At 64.9% G+C, this 16,660-nt stretch carries 23 protein-coding genes; 9 read left to right on the top strand and 14 right to left on the bottom strand.

Annotation, left to right across the window (positions count from 1 at the left end; translation table 11 throughout):
- Positions 1-104: 104 nt before the first annotated feature.
- The 3 genes from ACFPMG_RS10565 to ACFPMG_RS10575 form a co-directional block, all read right to left on the bottom strand.
- The gene (locus ACFPMG_RS10565; RefSeq protein WP_376995081.1) at positions 105-554 is read right to left on the bottom strand and encodes a hypothetical protein; all 450 of its coding nucleotides are present in this window, start codon (positions 552-554) and stop codon (positions 105-107) included.
- Entirely contained in the window at positions 554-2,116 is a 1,563-nt protein-coding gene (locus ACFPMG_RS10570; protein ID WP_376995082.1) for a hypothetical protein, read from the bottom strand. The genes ACFPMG_RS10565 and ACFPMG_RS10570 overlap by 1 nt, the downstream gene beginning before the upstream one ends.
- Before the next feature lie 276 nt (positions 2,117-2,392).
- Entirely contained in the window at positions 2,393-2,923 is a 531-nt protein-coding gene (locus ACFPMG_RS10575; RefSeq protein WP_376995083.1) for a terminase small subunit-like protein, read from the bottom strand.
- A gap of 255 nt (positions 2,924-3,178) precedes the next feature.
- On the opposite strand from ACFPMG_RS10575, the gene ACFPMG_RS10580 reads away from it, so the two are divergent.
- Positions 3,179-3,361: a hypothetical protein gene (locus ACFPMG_RS10580; RefSeq protein WP_376995085.1), complete on the top strand. Its 183-nt coding sequence runs from the start codon at positions 3,179-3,181 to the stop codon at positions 3,359-3,361.
- A gap of 702 nt (positions 3,362-4,063) precedes the next feature.
- On the opposite strand, the gene ACFPMG_RS10585 is transcribed toward ACFPMG_RS10580, so the two are convergent.
- The 8 genes from ACFPMG_RS10585 to ACFPMG_RS10620 all read right to left on the bottom strand — a co-directional run bounded on the left by ACFPMG_RS10585 (position 4,064) and on the right by ACFPMG_RS10620 (position 9,239).
- Positions 4,064-5,422: a DnaB-like helicase N-terminal domain-containing protein gene (locus tag ACFPMG_RS10585; RefSeq protein ID WP_376995087.1), complete on the bottom strand. Its 1,359-nt coding sequence runs from the start codon at positions 5,420-5,422 to the stop codon at positions 4,064-4,066.
- A 3-nt stretch (positions 5,423-5,425) separates the two neighbouring features.
- Positions 5,426-6,298 (bottom strand): hypothetical protein, encoded by an 873-nt coding sequence (locus ACFPMG_RS10590; protein ID WP_376995088.1) that lies wholly within the window; start codon positions 6,296-6,298, stop codon positions 5,426-5,428.
- Entirely contained in the window at positions 6,295-6,486 is a 192-nt protein-coding gene (locus ACFPMG_RS10595) for a hypothetical protein (RefSeq protein WP_376995089.1), read from the bottom strand. The genes ACFPMG_RS10590 and ACFPMG_RS10595 overlap by 4 nt, the downstream gene beginning before the upstream one ends.
- A gap of 181 nt (positions 6,487-6,667) precedes the next feature.
- Positions 6,668-7,225, bottom strand: a complete 558-nt coding sequence (locus ACFPMG_RS10600) for a hypothetical protein (protein ID WP_376995090.1) — start codon at positions 7,223-7,225, stop codon at positions 6,668-6,670.
- A gap of 2 nt (positions 7,226-7,227) precedes the next feature.
- Entirely contained in the window at positions 7,228-8,334 is a 1,107-nt protein-coding gene (locus tag ACFPMG_RS10605; RefSeq protein WP_376995091.1) for a hypothetical protein, read from the bottom strand.
- A gap of 25 nt (positions 8,335-8,359) precedes the next feature.
- Positions 8,360-8,572 carry a hypothetical protein gene (locus tag ACFPMG_RS10610; protein WP_145700368.1) on the bottom strand — a complete coding sequence of 71 codons (213 nt, stop codon included), beginning with the start codon at positions 8,570-8,572 and terminating at the stop codon, positions 8,360-8,362.
- Positions 8,569-8,862, bottom strand: coding sequence for a hypothetical protein (locus tag ACFPMG_RS10615; RefSeq protein ID WP_376995092.1), 294 nt, complete (start codon positions 8,860-8,862; stop codon positions 8,569-8,571). Before ACFPMG_RS10615 ends, ACFPMG_RS10610 begins: the two co-directional genes overlap by 4 nt.
- Entirely contained in the window at positions 8,859-9,239 is a 381-nt protein-coding gene (locus tag ACFPMG_RS10620) for a hypothetical protein (RefSeq protein ID WP_376995093.1), read from the bottom strand. Before ACFPMG_RS10620 ends, ACFPMG_RS10615 begins: the two co-directional genes overlap by 4 nt.
- 82 nt (positions 9,240-9,321) lie before the next feature.
- On the opposite strand from ACFPMG_RS10620, the gene ACFPMG_RS10625 reads away from it, so the two are divergent.
- Both ACFPMG_RS10625 and ACFPMG_RS10630 read left to right on the top strand, forming a co-directional pair.
- Positions 9,322-9,726, top strand: a complete 405-nt coding sequence (locus ACFPMG_RS10625) for a hypothetical protein (RefSeq protein WP_376995094.1) — start codon at positions 9,322-9,324, stop codon at positions 9,724-9,726.
- Between the two features lie 57 nt (positions 9,727-9,783).
- Positions 9,784-10,059, top strand: a complete 276-nt coding sequence (locus ACFPMG_RS10630) for a hypothetical protein (protein WP_376995095.1) — start codon at positions 9,784-9,786, stop codon at positions 10,057-10,059.
- Between the two features lie 133 nt (positions 10,060-10,192).
- On the opposite strand, the gene ACFPMG_RS10635 is transcribed toward ACFPMG_RS10630, so the two are convergent.
- Positions 10,193-10,483: a helix-turn-helix domain-containing protein gene (locus ACFPMG_RS10635; protein WP_376995096.1), complete on the bottom strand. Its 291-nt coding sequence runs from the start codon at positions 10,481-10,483 to the stop codon at positions 10,193-10,195.
- Between ACFPMG_RS10635 and ACFPMG_RS10640 the strand changes: the two genes are divergently transcribed.
- The 4 genes from ACFPMG_RS10640 (at position 10,482) to ACFPMG_RS10655 (ending at position 13,247) form a co-directional block, all read left to right on the top strand.
- Entirely contained in the window at positions 10,482-11,084 is a 603-nt protein-coding gene (locus ACFPMG_RS10640; protein WP_376995097.1) for a S24 family peptidase, read from the top strand. The genes ACFPMG_RS10635 and ACFPMG_RS10640 overlap by 2 nt on opposite strands.
- 129 nt (positions 11,085-11,213) lie before the next feature.
- Positions 11,214-11,495 carry a hypothetical protein gene (locus ACFPMG_RS10645; RefSeq protein ID WP_376995098.1) on the top strand — a complete coding sequence of 94 codons (282 nt, stop codon included), beginning with the start codon at positions 11,214-11,216 and terminating at the stop codon, positions 11,493-11,495.
- A 103-nt stretch (positions 11,496-11,598) separates the two neighbouring features.
- The gene (locus ACFPMG_RS10650; protein WP_376995099.1) at positions 11,599-12,729 is read left to right on the top strand and encodes a hypothetical protein; all 1,131 of its coding nucleotides are present in this window, start codon (positions 11,599-11,601) and stop codon (positions 12,727-12,729) included.
- Complete coding sequence (locus tag ACFPMG_RS10655) at positions 12,726-13,247, top strand: hypothetical protein (RefSeq protein ID WP_376995100.1); 522 nt, start codon at positions 12,726-12,728, stop codon at positions 13,245-13,247. The genes ACFPMG_RS10650 and ACFPMG_RS10655 overlap by 4 nt, the downstream gene beginning before the upstream one ends.
- Before the next feature lie 556 nt (positions 13,248-13,803).
- On the opposite strand, the gene ACFPMG_RS10660 is transcribed toward ACFPMG_RS10655, so the two are convergent.
- Positions 13,804-14,109 carry a hypothetical protein gene (locus ACFPMG_RS10660; RefSeq protein ID WP_376995101.1) on the bottom strand — a complete coding sequence of 102 codons (306 nt, stop codon included), beginning with the start codon at positions 14,107-14,109 and terminating at the stop codon, positions 13,804-13,806.
- A 456-nt stretch (positions 14,110-14,565) separates the two neighbouring features.
- Positions 14,566-14,853, bottom strand: coding sequence for a hypothetical protein (locus tag ACFPMG_RS10665; RefSeq protein ID WP_376995102.1), 288 nt, complete (start codon positions 14,851-14,853; stop codon positions 14,566-14,568).
- Between ACFPMG_RS10665 and ACFPMG_RS10670 the strand changes: the two genes are divergently transcribed.
- Both ACFPMG_RS10670 and ACFPMG_RS10675 read left to right on the top strand, forming a co-directional pair.
- Positions 14,852-15,079 (top strand): hypothetical protein, encoded by a 228-nt coding sequence (locus ACFPMG_RS10670; RefSeq protein WP_376995103.1) that lies wholly within the window; start codon positions 14,852-14,854, stop codon positions 15,077-15,079. The genes ACFPMG_RS10665 and ACFPMG_RS10670 overlap by 2 nt on opposite strands.
- Before the next feature lie 189 nt (positions 15,080-15,268).
- Complete coding sequence (locus tag ACFPMG_RS10675; RefSeq protein ID WP_376995104.1) at positions 15,269-16,375, top strand: coiled-coil domain-containing protein; 1,107 nt, start codon at positions 15,269-15,271, stop codon at positions 16,373-16,375.
- The last annotated feature ends 285 nt before the right edge of the window (positions 16,376-16,660 follow it).

A 16,660-nucleotide genomic window follows, 5' to 3' on the forward strand; every position in this document is an offset into this window, starting at 1 on the left:
GCCCGAAACGGGCGTTCTGCTGGGTCGTCTCGACAGCCAGTTGCTGCTGCGTGGCCTTCTGCCGGTCGGCCTCGGCGCGCTCACGCTCGCGGCGGTTGGCTTCCTCAATGGCCGGGTCGGTCTTCGGCGCGCTCGGTGATCCCCCCAAGGCATCCCTCATAGGCTGGTGTGGCTCCACGGGCCAGAAGGTCGCGGTAGAGCTGGTGCGGGACCAACGCACATGAGCGAATGCCCAGCAGATGGGCCACCGCCGGAACACACCAGAAGCCCAATCGGGGCATGCGGCCGGGCTCGGGCTTGGCCGGCGGATCGTACCGCAGCACCGCGGACGAGACGGCGCACATGCCGCCGATCACCGCGTCGGCAAGTTCGCCCGGCGGCAGCGCGTCGACCATGGTCGAATCCGTGAACACGCTGTAGATCAGCCACACCCCGGCGTCGGCGTCCCAGCCCCAAGCCTGAACGTGCCGGAAGCCCGGCCTGGTGAACACGTCCCACCAACGGCGCGGCGAGCGAGGGTCATCCACGAAGGCGACGAGCCAAGAGCGGATCATCAGCGGAGCCTCCGGAGGGCCGCGGCGCGGTTGGCCGCCAAGGGGGAGGTTGGGACCTTCGTGTTCACGGGCTTCTTCGGGCCGGCGGTGCCCGTCAGCAGCGCCCGCCCGGCCCCGCCCCCGATCAGCAGGTACTGGCCGGCGTCGTTCACGTGGCTGTGCTCGTCCTTCACCGGCTGGTCGGTGTAGCGGTCGGCGCCCGCCAGCTTCATTTTCCGGTACCGGTAGCCCCATTCCATCGAGGCGGCATAGCGGGTGCAGGTCGGCGAGATCAGAAACGCCGGATAGCCGTTGACCAGGCGGTTCAACTCCGTCTCCACTGCCTCCTTCCGCACCGTCGTATCGTTCGTCGGCGCCGGCTGGATCGGCAGGCCGCAGGCGCGGAAGATCATGAACGGGGACCGCTCGTCCGACTGCGCCCGCTGGTCACCAGCAGGATCGCCGAACAGGCTGAACTTGAAGCCTGGGAACCGGCTGGCCAGATCCGCCTTCAGCAGCGGCGCGAAGGTGACCGCGCCCATGCCGGCGTCGTCCTCTGCCACCAGCTCGTGCAGGATCAGCCACCGGCCCATGACGTGCTGGCCGAACACCGCGGCCGGGGTCAGGCCGAAATCCACGCCGACCAGGATCGGGTGCCCCTCGACGGGCTGCAGCGGCTGCTTGGCGACATGCAGATCGGGCCGAAACATCGGAAACACCGGCTTTCCGGTGCGCGATCGGCCCAGCTTGTTGCAGAGCGCGATCCGAACGTCGTGGATCGTTTGGCCGCGGGCGGCCTCCAGGTAGAAGTTTCGGCCACCGGGCAGCCACGCCGTGTTCTCCGCCGCCGGGTTCGGCTCGAAACGGACGTGATTTCCCGCGTCATCGGTGATTTCGACCAGACCGCCCGGCTGGTTCCAGAACTCCCAACCCTCCGGCTTCACCAGCTCCCGCTTTTCGTCGTCCGACAGCTTGGACGGAATCGGCACGTCGCCGCGCATGATGGGAATCCAGTGGTCATCCGCCGGCGCGTTGGTGTCGAGGATCATGATCGGGTAGCTCGGGCCGCCGTCCATGACCGCCGGGAACCGCCCGCGACGACGCCACAGGCCGCCGATGACCCGACGGGGCAGTTCGCGCGCCTCGTTCACCCAGATCGACGTGAATTCCAGCGACAGCACCTTGTGCAGGGCGCCTTCGTCGTCCAGCGCGACGAACCACACGTCGCATTCCACGTCACCGGCCCTGATTTTGTGGCAGAACGGCGCCGTCTCCAGGAATTGGCCATAAATCTCCGGCGGGAACAGGCGTTTCCATGTCTGGACCGTCGTCAATTTCAGGTCGTTGAAGGTATTGCGCACCACCAGCATGCGCGTCCGCCGGATGCCGTCTTTCTGCGGCGCCTGCCGGATCGCCGACATCCACAGTTTCATCGCCGAAGCCGTCGATTTCCCCGATCCCTCCGGCCCCTGGATGCAGAGCAGCCGGGCCGTCGAGTTCAGCAGGAACTGGCGCAACGTCTCGCCGTCCGGTTTGTAGACGCTCGCCCCGCCCTTGATCGCCTGCTGCGCGCTCGTGCTCATGGCTTCACCGTTGGAAAGATTGTTGCGGGTTCATGGGGTTGGGCAAAATCGTGAGGGGATGGCCCGCAGGACGAAGGGCGCGCGGTTTTTGCCCCCGGGGGTGGCCGGCGCGGCCCGGCGCGCGAGGCCCCCAGGGTGGGGGTCGGGCCGCCGGGCGGGCTGGGGCGCGTGACTTTGGCCGAGAGGGGAGAGGGGAGGGGGGCGTACGCGCGGGGGCTGCGAGGCCCGCTTCGGCACGTACGATAATTCCTCATAACCGCCCTTATGGAAAATGGGCTATTCATCGGCTGGCGTACGGCCCTCGATGACCGTCGCGCCCTCCCCTTCGATCACCGGGCCTGACGGGCTGAGGTCGATCACCCATCCGACCTGGACGTTGCCCGTGTGGTGCTGGTTCACGTCGATGCGGTCGCCGTAGACGCGGGCGTTCAGCTTGCTCGCGGCCCACTTGTGCCCGTCGATGGCCGTCCGTCCGGCCTGCGGGTCCATCTTGCCCGCCGCGACGGCCTCCGCGATCTCGATCACGCGGGCCGCTGACATGTCCGCTGCGGCCTCGCGGGCGCGCGCGTACTGCGTTGCGAACTCGACATCCTCCCTCAACCACCGGCGTAGCGTAGACCATGACGGCATGTCGTCCTGCGCGCAGATGCTGCGCATGGACTGGCCATCGGCGAGGAGGTCGAGGACGGTGGCTTTGGCGTCGGTGATCCGCTCGGGGGTCCAGACGACCGGCCGCCCGCCCGCGTGCTTGGGCGCGGCGTGGTCCGGGAGGTTGATGCGATCGGGCTGGGGCGTGGCGTCGGTCATGCCGCGAAGGATAGCGGCGGGCCGGCGGGCGAGGTAACGCACCGCGAGGCGTAATGGGGAAGGACGCGCGCGAGGCTTGCTCACGTTCTGGGAGGGCTGTCAAGAGACTTGCAATCCGCCCAGGATTTCCAACGGGTCCAGCGAGGGCCGACCGGCTGTTAGGGCAAGGGGGGTGCGTTAACAGCCGGTTCGGGGAGGGGCTACCGTGGCCCCATGACCGGCGATGAATTCCGATCCTGGCGCGAGCGCCACCGCATGACGCAGCCCCAGGCCGGCGTGATCCATTGCGTGAATGAGCGGGTCATCCGCCGGTGGGAAGCCTGCGGGTCGGGCGACGCGCCCATGGACCCCCGATCAGTCATGCTGTGCGCCGCGTGGGACTGGCTGCTGCCCGAACGCCGCAAGCAGCTCCTGCGGCTGGCTCAGCGCCAGAAATGAAACAGCCGCCCCGGAGGGCGGCCGTCGGTGTGGTCAGGCTGTGCGGTCGAACCGCCGCGACTGGTTGGCAGGCTCCGGAAGATCGAGTGCGGCTGATCGAGCTATCTCTATCAGCGTGTCGCGGAAGGCCGGCGGGGTTGAATTGCGGATGCGGGTCTTATCCTTCCCCCCCCACCATGGCGAGCATGCCGATGCGTCGCGCCTTCTCGTATCCATGCTTTTCGAGGGCAGCGGGATGTAGGCGTTGCTCACCCTGCCCCCAATGAAGGGATGGCAGGTCCACGCCATGAGCATAGAGCCATGTCGGCTTGCGCGCCATGTGCCCATACCAACCTTGCTCTACGTGGCAAGTCCAGCCACCCTCGAAATCCGCATTCACCCACCCACCATCGACGGGCGGTCTATTGAGGCGGAACGCGTCCCAGGCCCTGGAATGGGCCGGGTGTTCCAGGACGCCTCCCCATCGCCGCACAGAGGCAAGAGCCGCGGCAAAACAGCCGCCATCATCCCCAAGTTCGAACTGGTGCGGCTTACGGGTGCTGCCATGCCAAAACCGCCCCCACCGCTGACAGGGTGGGTGGGCAATAACCGGGTGCGGACCGTCATAGTGGCGGGCGTCTCGAGACTCATCCCACGGGTCCACACCAGGCCAGCCGAAATAGGGGCCATCCGTTTCAACGTAGAGAGCTGCCACGGTGCGCATCACCCCTCCGCCAGTTCGTACTGCGCCTGCCGCGCGTCGCTGGCCCCGCGGGCGGCCCAATCTTCGAAGTGCGGCCCCGGATAGACCAGCTTCAGCGCGGGCTCGTCCTTGGAGCCGATGTCGGTCGTCGGCGTGTACCGGCTGGCCTTGCCCTCCAGCCACCGGGCGCCGTCGAGGTCGCAGTCGCGCAGGAAATAGAGCTGGTCGGCGTTCCGGTTCATGCCGGTGCGGCTGACCGCGGTGGCCTCGCCGTCGTCGGTGAGCTGCGCCAGGATCAGGACCCAGATCCCCAGACGCTTCACCGTGGCGGCCAGCCATTCGGCGACGCGCCGCAGGTGCTCCTCCTCCGACGTGCCGGGAGGGCGCCCGGTGACCAGCTGCCAGTAATCCACGATCACCCCGGCGCAGCGGTGCCGGTACTTCGCGGCGAGGATCTCGGTGCGCAGCCGGTCCATCGTGCCGCCCGGCATGTCGACGTAGACCACGTTGTCGAGCTTCTCCGCCGCCGCGGTGGCGGCATACTGGCCGGCGCGGGCGAGGATGGTGGCGTGCACGTGCCCGATCAGCGCCATGCTGTGGGTGCCGAGTTCGCGCGCTACCTGCCGCTGTTCGATCTCCAGCGCGCCCATCTCCAGGGCCAGATAGGCGTGACGGACACCGGCCCGGTTCAGGGCGTAGCTGATTCCCCCGGCCAGGGCGGACTTACCGGCCTTCCCTTTGCCGGCGATGCAGTACATGCGCCCGGCATAGAGGCCGCCGCCCCACGCCCGGTCGATCGACGGATAGCCGGTGGGGAACACCCTGCCCGGCTTCTCCATGCCCGCGACCATCGCGGCCAGCACCTCGGAGCGGGTCCGGGCCCCTCCCCCGTCGACCAGCCCTTCGGCCTCCCCGATCACGACGGAAACGGCGTCCTCGATGCGATGAGCCTCGTCCGCCAGAACGATGGCGCGCAGGCCGGTGTCGATCAGCCGGCGACGGGTGGCAAGCTGGCGAATCGTGTCGGCATAGTCGATCACCGCGGAGGCCAGCCCCGCGGCACCGGCCAACCCGGCGAGGTAGGCCCGGCCCCCGCCGACATCCTGCAGCACGTCGTCACAGGCCGTCGCCACGTCGCCCAGCAGCCGGTGATCCACCGCCCTGCCCTGCGACACGCGCTCGGACACGGCGCTGTAGATCGCGCCGTGCACCGGGTCGGCGAAGTCCTCTGCGGCCACGCGCCCGACGGTGCGACCGAAGGCGGCGGGCTGTGTCAGCAAGGCGCCCAGCAGCGCCTGCTCGACCTCGGTGTTGGCGTGACGGCCCAGCATGCGGGAAATCGCCGGAGTGTTCCGCAACTCGGCGAAAACGGTTTCCATGGGTCAGACCTCGGTAGGGGTGTCGAAGAACAGCGGGATCTCGGAGAGGGAGGAGGCTTGCCGTTTGGCCTGGGGCGGCGCGTTGGCGTTCACCGGGGGCGGCTGGCCGGCCGGGAACTTCCGCTCGGTCACCGGGCTGATGCAGTCGTTCAGCCACGTCTTGCGCCAATCGGCCTTCAGCCCCTTCGAGCCAGCCAACCCGCCCCAGTAGTTCCGGAAGTTCTCCCAGCGCAGGCCCAGCACGCGCTTGGTCAGCAGCGGCATCTGGTGCTTTTCGCGGGTGTGGTTCGCAGCCTGCGCCCAGTCTTCCGGCAGGTCCCCGTCGGGAACGCGCGTACCCCGCTTCGTCTGCTTGGCGGGTTCGGGCGGATTGTCGTTGGCCGGGGGTGTGACCACCCCTTGCCCGGCAAGATCGGGCAGCGCGTCGCCCGGCAGGGCGCGCACAGACTCTTCATTCCCTTTATTCCCTTCATTAGTATTTGCCTCACCGCTGCCTCGGTGCTGCCTCACCACCGCCTCACCACCTGCCTCACTCGGCGAGGCGGGAACCTGATATTCATCGTAATTACAGATGGTTATGACCATCTGCCCTGCCTCACTCTCTGTCTCGATCATTTTCTCGTCGGCCAATCTGAGACAGAAGCGACGCACCTTCTCGGCGTCCCAACCCCAGGCCTTCGCCAGGAAGCGCAGCGAGAACGAGAGCTGACCGCGGCGCAGCGCCACCGTCTTTCCGGCGATGTTTTGGCGTTCGTTCTTCCAGCAGGCGTTCTCGATCAGCCACGCCCAAGCCGCGCGCCGGCAGTAGGGCTCACGCGCGCCGCCGAAGGCCGGATGGTCGAGCCACCCGCGGTGCATCAGGTAGAAGCCACTCACGATGCGCTCAGCTCCTCGGCAAGCCGCTTCAGCCGGGCCGCGATTTCGCGGATGCCGTCACGGTCGAAATCGTGCTCGGTGGCGATCAGGATCAGATCGTCGGCGGCGCCGGCCAGCCGCGCGGACGTGGACGGCGGGGCGACGCGCCGGCGGGGGTTGGTGACCGGCAGATGGGTGACGTTGCTCATGCGGACGCCCTCCGAACCAGCTCTGCCCACTCCGCGCGCCAGGACGGCGCATTGCTGTTGGCCGCGGGCGGGTGCGCCGGGTTCTCCTTCGACCAGGAGCGCATGCCTTCATGGTCCCAAGCCCAGCCGCCGGCATGCGGGCGGGCGTTCTTACGGATTCGGTCGCGCATGGGGGTGGCCTTCATGCTGCGGTGACCTTCTGGTTCTGGTTGGCGGCGCGGCGGCGCTTCGCCTGCTGCTGGCGCTTCCGCCGGGCTTCGTGGAGCCTCGGCAGATCGGCGACGCGGCGGCCGGAAATCTCGTATCGGAGGAGGTGCACGGCGTCGGCCTCGTCATGGCTGCGGACCGGGTAGCCGGCGGCGCGGGCGGCCGCCACCATGGCGTCCTTGTCCGCGTTGCCATTGCCCGTCGCGAATCCCTTGAGAGCCTTCACGTCGACGCTGTGATAGTCGATGATCCGGTTGCGCTCCGCGAAGTCGAGCAGGACGCCGACGAGGTTGTGATGCACCTCATTGGCCGCGCCGGGCTGGCGGAAAGCGTGCTCCCAGACGATCGTGTCGATCTCGCCAAGCCGGGTGAGCTGGTCGACCAGCCACACCCGGAAGGCATGCAGCCGCACGCCCTGGCGATTTCCCTTGGACAGCTCCACCCGACCGGATTCGACGCTGCCATCGGCGCGTTGAACGGCCCATCCGAGAGCGGTTCCAACGTCCAGCGCCAGGACAATGCGGTGCGTCATGGTCAGGCCGCCACGTTGCCGGAGGTCTCGCGCGGCTCGTCGTCATCATTGGCCGGCTTCGGCGTGGCGCCCGGACGCTCCCAGGCCCGCGCCTTGCCGTCCTTCTGGTCGGCCCACCCACGCTGGATGTGCTTGCCCTCGCCTTCCGTGTGGCCCTCGCCCGCCTCGCTGACGGAGCGACCGGCCTCCGCCGCGTCGTAGCCCAGGTGGTACATCTCGACCTTGCGCGCGTCGCTCAGCCGCCCGCGGCGAGCCTTCTCCTCGACCGCCGGGGCCGTGCTGTTCTGGATGGCCTCGGTGGTGTAGGGAGCGTTGAGCGCGACGCCGATGCTGTTGTCCGGTGGGATGGAGGCGATCACCGTGTCGCGCACCTCGAACGGCGACAGGTCCCGGCCCAGCTTGCTCACCAGATCGTTCAGCGCGTCGGCGCAGGTCTGAACGAAGGCCGGCGCGGCCATCGGCTCGAACACCTCCTGGTCGCGGTGCAGCAGGACATGGACGGTCGCCTCGCTGCCGTCGCCCAGCTTCTTCGTGCCGACATCGACCACCGAGAAGAGGGGGCCGTCCGCATCGGCGTTCAGCAGGTCAATGCCATCGCCGTTCTCCGCGTCGGTCACACCCTGGTCATCGAAGACCGGCTCGTCATCCGACAGCGCCTCAACCTCCTCGTCGGTCGAGTCATCCTCGCCGGTGCCGTCCTCGTCGTCATCCTCACCACCGTCCGCCGGCTCCATCGGCAGCGCCTTCTGGTCCGGGTCGATGTTGGCCGCCGGGCGCTTGCGATCGAACTGCGCCGCGTCGGTCAGCACCAGAGTCAGCGACGCACCGATGTGGGTGATCAGCGCCGGGCCGGCCTCGTCCACATTCGCGGCCTTCAGCGCGATCTTGCCCTTGCCGTCGATATTCTCCAGCTTGACGGGGAACGCGGGATAGTCGCCCACGGCGACCACGCCGACGATCTGCGGCACCAGCTCCTGCATGAAGGCGGTGAAGCGCTCGGACGCGTCCCGCTGCTGGGCCTCGTTGGGCCGCGCGACCATGCAGAAGGCGGTCATCATTTCGTCGCGTCCCTGCGCGACGAGTCGGTCCTGATGTTGCTGCGTAATCATGATCTGCCTCCAGTTTGTGAGGTGTTCAGCCGGCGCGGTTGGCCGGCGTGTTGGTGTTCGCCGCTTGGGCGGCGAGTCCGGCGAAGACGAACGCCATCGGCGCCGCGTTCGCGTTGCTGGCCGCGATCTGCACGGCGTTGGCCGTGGGCATGCGGACGGTGAGGGTGTCGCCCCGGAGGATGCCGGCGGTGCCGTTGGCCAGGGCAGCAGAGAGGATTTCAGCGGTGCGCGGGGTCATGGCCGTTTCCCATGCAGTGGGAGGAAGGTGACGACCACCGCGGCGCCCTGGTCGATGACGACGTGCAGGACGCGGTGATCGAGGCTGACGAGCCAGCGTTCGCGCAGGCCGGCGGCGGAGATCCGGCACGCGGTCGGCTGCCGGTTGTCGTTCGCGCGGACGGCGGTGATCTGGCGGAAAAGCTCGGTCTTCAGCTCGACGGTGAAGGCCAGCCCGTAGCGCTGGTTGAGCCGCCGGGCGGCGTGGCCTTCTCGGCTTGGGTCGAGGTAAACGGGCTGGCGGGCGGTCATTGGGCGCCACCGTCGACAAGGCGCGTGAGGCGCAGCTTGCGGGACGCGGCGGCAGCCTCACTGTCGGGCTCGTAAATCTCGGCGACGATGCCCGGGCCGTAGAGCTGGTCAGCCAGCAGGATGTACGGTTCGTCCGCCAGCCTGCCGTTCAGCCAGCCCTGGACGGTGCGCAGGCTGACAGGCTGACCGGCGGCCTCGAAGTCGGAGACGATGCGCTTGGCAGCGTCCCGGCCCTTGGTGGTGCGCAGGACCTTCGCCCAGGTGGAACCCGCAGAAACGCGCTCGTCGCCCTTCAGGACGCGCAACCTATGCGTAATCGGCGCACTGTCTTTCGCGTCTTTGTGCGATGCACGATCCAACTCGCCAAGGTCGAACAAGGCGGGCTGTTCTACAGCTTTCGACCGGGGCCGAACCTCCGGCACATGCGCCGGCAATAGGGTCATCTGAGAGGCGGAAACCATGTCACCGACCCCCGAGAACGACGGCGAGGGCCGTCACGATCAGCACCAGCATGGGCACGGCCAGGACAGCCAGAGCGGCGCCCGTGCCGAAAGTGGCAGGGCCAACCACGGAATGGTCATCCCCTTCCCCACCCGCGCTCTCGAACGGCGCCCCGCGGCCCGGCAGAATGGCCGTCATGGTGGACTGGAGAAGTCCGACCCGGCGGCGGGTGCCCGGAAGCGCTTGACCCGCGATCCAATCCCTCATGGTGCCTCCGAAATCTGTGGTGTCCGGGTGTGGGGCCTGCCCGCCCTGCGCATGTCCGGCGGCGTGATCCGCATGCAGGTCGAGGAGCCGCCCGCCCCGCGGCCCCGCCTGGAGTTGGTCTATTCGGTCAACCGCGACGAGCGGGGAGAGCCATGACGGCCCTCCCCGACCGCGCTACCATCGGCCGTGTCACCAACCCGATGGAGCAACCCAATGTCGGAAATCACGTTCGAGGACATCGTGCATGCGGAACTGGCCGCGCTCCGCGAACTCTCCATGGCCTTGCTGCTGATGCAGGCGCGCCGCTCAACGGACGCGCGCGCAGACCTTTCGGAGATGCTCGACCTGATCGAGCAACGGATGGGGGCGTACCAGCCTCCCCGGTGCAGCGAGCGTCGCGCCGAATACATCCGCCAACGCGCGATAGCAGCGGTGCAATCCGTCATGGGCGAGGTCCGTCTTTCACTGGATCGGCCGGGTCCAGGCTGAGTTCCCACCCGATCACCGGGGCAACCACCATGGTGGGGCGCTGCCCGAAGTCCATTCCGACAACGATGTCGGGCGGGCGGCGCCCAGCCCCCTCGATGAACCACAGCAGCAGTTGGCCGATGAGCCTTCGCATTCACGCCGCCCCCTGGTTGGGGTGGGCGGGCGTTGACTTGCGGCGGGGGGGGCGCTTGGGGCGCCGCAAAGTGCGCGCAGCGATCATCTCAGCCTTGCTCGGCGTGGATACCCCCGCCTCCCAACGCGATACCTTTGCCTGAGAAACCCCCAGCAGTTCGGCAAACGCCGTCTGGCTGATGCCCAGGTCTTTCCGAATGCGAGCGATTTCTTCCATGAAGGCACTATGCGATACGAATAGCGCCCTTGTCAACGCACATCGCATAGCATTTCTATGCATACTGCATGGCATGGATACGCCAGCTAAACGCCTGAAGGCAGCGCGCGAGAAAGCAGGGTTTGGAAACGCCACCCTGGCCGCAAAGCAAAACCGGTGGACGGTCTCGACCTATCTCGGGCACGAGAACGGTTCGCGGGATTTCGACCGCGAACAGGCGAAGAAGTACGCCAAAGCCTTCCGCACCACGGCGGCGTGGTTGATGACCGGCGAAGGCGAGGCCAGCACTGCGCAGATGATACCGGTTGTCGGCTACATCGGGGCAGGCGCCGAGATCACACCATTCGACGACCATGAGAAGGGCGCATCCCTCGAAGAGGTCGAGGCGCCTCCTGGCGCCGGAGACAGCGTCGTCGCGGTGATCGTCCGGGGCGACTCGATGTACCCCGCCTATCGCAACCGCGATGAAATCTACTATGAGCGTTACGATGGCCCGCCGATTGACCTCATCGGGCGCGAGTGCATCGTCAAGCTGGCGGACGGGCGCATGTACATCAAGACGCTCGCGGCCGGCTCCGAACCAGGACTGGTGACGCTGCTGTCATTCAACTTCCCGCCGATCACCGACGTTCCGATTGAGTGGGCGGCCCCGGTTAAGTGGGTGCGGAAGAACTGAACCACGCTCGGCGCGGCACAACGCCCCCAGCTCGGATCATTATTCATATAGAATAGCCTACCGCGATCCTGTCATACTCGCATCGGTGGCGCTCGATGGTGGGCGATCATGCGGGGGTATGCGTTGATCATGAAGGCTGGGCTGATAGCTGCTGCTGCGGCGTGTTTTCTGGCCGTCGCTTGCGGCGACGGCACCCACGCGGCGACCGAGAGGGACGTCTTCAACGCCTACTTCTACTTCCCCGGCAGCGATGGGAAGCAGGTCTATCTTGGGAAGGTTGCTGGCATCAGCGCGTGCCAGTCGGCGGCGCGATCCTATGCGTTCCAGGCGAACATGAGCCGATCAGCGGAGTGGAGCTACATCTGCTGCCGTGAGGCCAACGGATCGTCCTGCTACGACAAGCACCGCTAAGCCCGCGCGGTTGAGGTGAGGGGGGGCGAGGACAGCAGAAAAGTGTTTCTCATAAGTGCATGTCTTATGTGATGTCTGATTAACGGAACCGAGGGAGCGCAGATTGTCTGATCCAGTTATCGATCTGAACATTAAGTTTGTTCCTGATAATGTTGCCATATGGCGCATCTATCCAGGGACAAAGAAGGATTTTGTCAAACAGTTCATCAAAGATGAGTGCGTCTTTCTTGAGCTTCCGGGGCTTGATCTTGAGAAGGGCGATCTTCGCGGAAGAGTAAAAATTGATCCTAAGATCGCAAAATCAAAAGCTTTAGCGGAATGGTACCTTTCCAATCCTAAAGATCGAAAATCTCAGCCGTCATCCAATGTCGCCGACTACATAGATAATTATAATAAGCGTTCTGTTGGATCATCGTACAGCAACTTTGAGCGCCTTTTTAAGAAGGCCAAGGTTGGTGACATAGTTGTCGTGCCGGAAGAGTCGGGGTTTCAGTCAAAGCTGTACATCGGCGAGATTGTGTCTGAATATTCTGTTGATGACAGTATAGCGGTTAGGCAGTTTGGCATCCATAAAGTACCATTTCGCAAAGTTAAGTGGCTGAGGGTTGACTTTGAAAAACGACATGTCCCCGTAGATCTTTCTTACCAGCTTCGAGGCCGTCGAACGGTACGTAGCGTTTCAGTTGATGACTATGGCCTATACATTTTCCGGCAAGCATATCAAAATTTTGTATTCAAAGAGCAAGGTCAGATGCTTTTTGAAGGGCCAGCCTATGACAATGATCCGGAAACTGCAATTCCAGGGATTATCGTATTGCAGTACGCACTTGCCGCTGCCAATGCGAAGGTTCTAGGGCACGAGCGCGAACTATCACTGAGGAGCTTTGATCAGCTAAGAAAGTCAAGCTATCGACGTCATGACGTTCTAAGCTTTGAGATGTCCTTTGCTTCTCCGGGAAGTTATCGGGTTTGGCATGGCTCGGTCAGGGCTCTCTTGCTTGCGCTTGCCCTTGTCGCCGTTGCCGGCACAGACCTTTCAGCCAGCGAGGCGCAAAAGGCAGTAGTGCAGAATGATCAATCGCAAGGTCTTAGCGCTCATGTTATAAAGGTGCGCGAGGATTATAAGGATCTTATGGAGAGCATAACCCCAAGGGAATTTGAAAGGCTTAAGGAAGAACGCAAGAAAGCAGAAAACGGCGTTGGGTTTAAGGAAAGAACGAAGGTAAAAAAATGAGTAACGGACCGAACAATGCAAGCTGGAAGGGGACTTTGCTGGCTGGTGCCACAGTTGTCATTTCGGCGGCTTTGTCCGGCGTCGCCGCTTACGTCGCCACATGGAATATTGAAGCGCAGAAAATCGAACTCGAAGGGGCTCAGGGCCTGGAGCAGGATTTCCAGGCCGAGCTGACAAAGATATTGATAGGTGCACGCGAATTCATGGTTGAATATGCTGAGACGGGAAAAGTTGATGGCGCAAGTCGTAAGGAATTAATGAAGGCAATCCTCAATATGCACGTTTTATTTCATCCTAAAACAGGGCGGTGGCCAAGCAAATATGAAGCCGATGGAAAGGAGATTGTAAACATTCTTGTTTCCTACCGAGAAATGATACAAAAGGCGGAGAGTCGAGGGGAAATTGAAGGAGCGAATGAGATATTCTATGCTCTGCTTGATAAGAAGGATAAATTATTCACAAAAATGCGGAACGATACACAACTGAGCATTTGGCGCTTTGTTCCGCTATCAAGCTAGAACGACATTGAGTTATCGGTAGCGCTACCAGGGCGCCTTCGGGCGCCCTTCGCGTTTCCGGGCCGCGCGCACATATGCGAGTAATAATGTTGCCGGAACTCAACCATAACGGCATTATGCGAAGCCAGCCCCGGTGCTTACCCACCCTGGGGCCGTGCCGGTGATCGCGCTGACCCAGCAGCGTGCCGGGCGGGGGACATTGCGCTCGCTGGGGCGGCCGGGGGCGTGAGCCGGTCGGGAGCGCCAGCGATCGGGGCTGGCGCTCAACCTACAGCGGGATCACCGCAAGTTCGCAATCTTCACGCTTCTATCTGTGGCACTTGCCCGAACCGCGCAAGGAATACCGGCTCGCTGTAGTCCCCAGCCTCCGAGTCAGCTTCCGTCCGCACGACGTCGACGCCGATCACGCGGCCTGTAGCCATGATGCGCTGCGCGCGGACTCGGCCCGCATCTGCGGTGTTCACCCTTATCGCCGCCGCTGGGGTAAGCGCTCCCTTCGCACCGCTGACGTAGGGTTGGACGATGAACTGTGTCTGCATAGCCATGAATAGCCCCATCACATAGGAATGGCGGCGAGTTCGCACTCGCTGCCAACGCCAAAACTGCGCACGAACGTCTCGAAGGCCGTGCGCTCCTCCTCCTCCGGCTCGCGGACCAAGAGCGCGTCGCGCCGCTGGCTTTGTGGGCTTCCCAGCAGCAGCCGAGCGCCGATCTCGCGCGCCTTTCCCGCGTCGAGGGCCGACACAACGACTCGGCGACGAGCGCACTCCACGACGTAAATTTCACGAACAGCCTGCACAGGCATCGGCGCCTCCACGTTGAATGTTCCCATTACGTTCTCACTGTGCACGAACGCCGTCAATGGAGATCAGGTTCCGTCCAAAACAAAATTCTATTCGTATCGCATAGTTCAGGATTGACGACCGCTATTCGATTTGCGTAGCATTACCCCACACCCACCCGAACGGATGCCCCGTAGCCCGGATGGGTGGTTCCTCCCAGACTTGGCCGGAGCGCGGTGCGTCGGCCCCTCTGGGCGAGTGGGAGATTGCAAGGAATGATCGTTCAGGGGTTTGCCGATCTTGTCGGGCGCCTGCGCGGCCATCCTTTTGCCGCTGGGGAAGCTCGTATCTACGACCGCCGCCAGCACGGTTACACGCACACGTTTGAGGCGTTGGTTGTGGCCCTTCGCTCTCTTCATGAACTCTCGCGCGTTTCGGACCAAGAGTTAGTTGCGTTCGCGGAAAAGAAAGTCTTGAAGAAGCGTTACATGGTGTCCGGAGAGCGTCTTTGGGTTCACGAGTGGGACGCGCCGACATCAGCAAGGCCAGTGCACCTCTTCAAAGCGGAGAAGGTCGGCTTTGCGCTGGACTACGATTTTGAATTGTGGTGCGAGAGTTGCCAACAGTTCAGCGAATTCAATGAATTCGCGATTGGTGACCGCCTTTATGGGCATAACGGGCACGCCGCCGTCTGCAAGCGATGCCTTCATCAAATCCGGAACTTCGGAAATCTGGTCGGAAAGTACGAGATCAAAGCTCTGTGCTTTTCGGAAATCCGCTTCCTCATCTCTGAAATCGAAACACTCTGCAAGGAAAACGACCATGAAGACCACCGCCGATCTGCGCAGGATGCTGATCGAAGACTTTCAGGCCCTTCGGTCGGGGAATATCACCCGCTCGGAGGCCCGCACCCGTGCCTACCTCGCCAAGCAGATCGTCGACACGATGAAGCTGGAGATGATCGCGGCTGCGGCGAACACCAACAAGTTCGATCCGGTGGTGATCGAGGTGGACAGCCCCTCCCCGCTTACAGTGCTCGCCGCCGAGTGATCATGGCCCGCGAAGCAAGGAGCGCCTGAGCGATGTCCCGCCAGGAACGCGACCTCCTCGACGCCCTGCGCCGCGCCTTCCCCGGCTGGTAGCCGCCCCACCCCATAGCCGCGCTCCGGCGCCTCCGCCCCTAACGGCTTGGCCGCAGGGGCTTGAGGGGTCGTGGAAACCAACCGTGGGAACAACCCAATGAGCACCGCGCCCAGCACCGAACTTGCCGTCCTGCCGCCCGCTCTTGTGCCGGCCACAGTCTTCGCCCCCGGCGGCGTCGAGACGATCCTGACCAAGCTGGAGGCGGACGTGCGCACCGCCGCCAAGGATCTCGACATCAGCACCGACAAGGGCCGGAAGGCAATCGCCTCCCTCGCCTACAAGGTGGCGCGCAGCAAGACCGCCCTGGACGACATGGGCAAGGGCTTAGTGGAGGAGACGAAGAAGCAGGTTGCGCTGATCGACGCCGACCGCCGTGTGATCCGGGACCGCCTGGACGCGCTGAAGGACGAGGTGCGCAAGCCGCTGGACGATTTCGAGGCAGCTGAGAAGGCGCGCATCGAGCGGCACGAGGCCGGTATCGCCGATATCCAGGCCATGCCGCTGTTCTCTGGCGAACGCACGACGGATGACATCGCCGCCCGGCTGGCCGAGGCCCAGGCCGTCGACACCAGCGGCTTTCAGGAGTTCATGGCCCGCGCCGAGAAGGCCAAGGAAACCGCCGTCGCTACGCTGACCGCCGCCCTGGAGAACAGCCGCGCCCGCGACGCCGAGCGCGCAGAACTGGAGCGCCTGCGCCGCGAGGCGGAGGAACGCGCGGCCCGCGAGGAAGCTGAGCGGATCGAGCGCGAGAAGCAGGAAGCCGCCGCCCGCGCCGCCGAGCAGGCCCGCCGCGAGGCCGAGGAGAAGGCCCGCCGGGAAGCGGAAGAGGCCGAGCGCCGGGCCGCCTCCGAGCGGGAGCGGATCGAGCGTGAAGCGCGCGAGGCCCAGGAGCGGGCGGAGCGGGCGGAGCGCGACCACATCGAGGCTGAGCGCCGGGCGGAGGAGGACCGCAAGGCCGCGGAAGAACGCGCCCGACAGCGCGAGGAGGCCGCCGCGCGCCAGGAGCGCCAGCGGATCGAGGATGAGCGAAAGGCCGAGGAGGAGGCGCAGCGCCGCCGCGAGGCGGACCGCACTCACCGGGCCACGGTGAACAAAGCCGCCGTCGCCGCCCTGGTCACCGCCGGGCTGTCCGATGCCGCCGCGAAGACCGCCATCACGGCCATCGCCAAGGGCTCAGTTCCGCACGTGGCTATCGCCTACTGACCCTCTCCGCCTTCGCGCGCTTCGGCCGGCATGGGTGACCCCAGCCGGCTTGGGGCGTCAGAGGAAGCCCCTCCCCGCCGTCCAGCCCTGGCAGGTCGTTACGGCGGGTCCACTGGTCGGCGGGCGTGCAGGTCGCCCGCCGGCCCTCTTCTCCCAGAAGGGACCATCCATGGCCTACACCCCAAAAGACCTCAGCGTCCTGTCCTACGCCAACGGCTTCACGCTGTGGCACTACACGACGCCGGACGCTGCCGCCCAGGTGAACGAAATCGGCTACTTCAGCGG

This window comes from Azospirillum himalayense (genome assembly GCF_042657465.1).
Classification (GTDB): domain Bacteria; phylum Pseudomonadota; class Alphaproteobacteria; order Azospirillales; family Azospirillaceae; genus Azospirillum; species Azospirillum himalayense.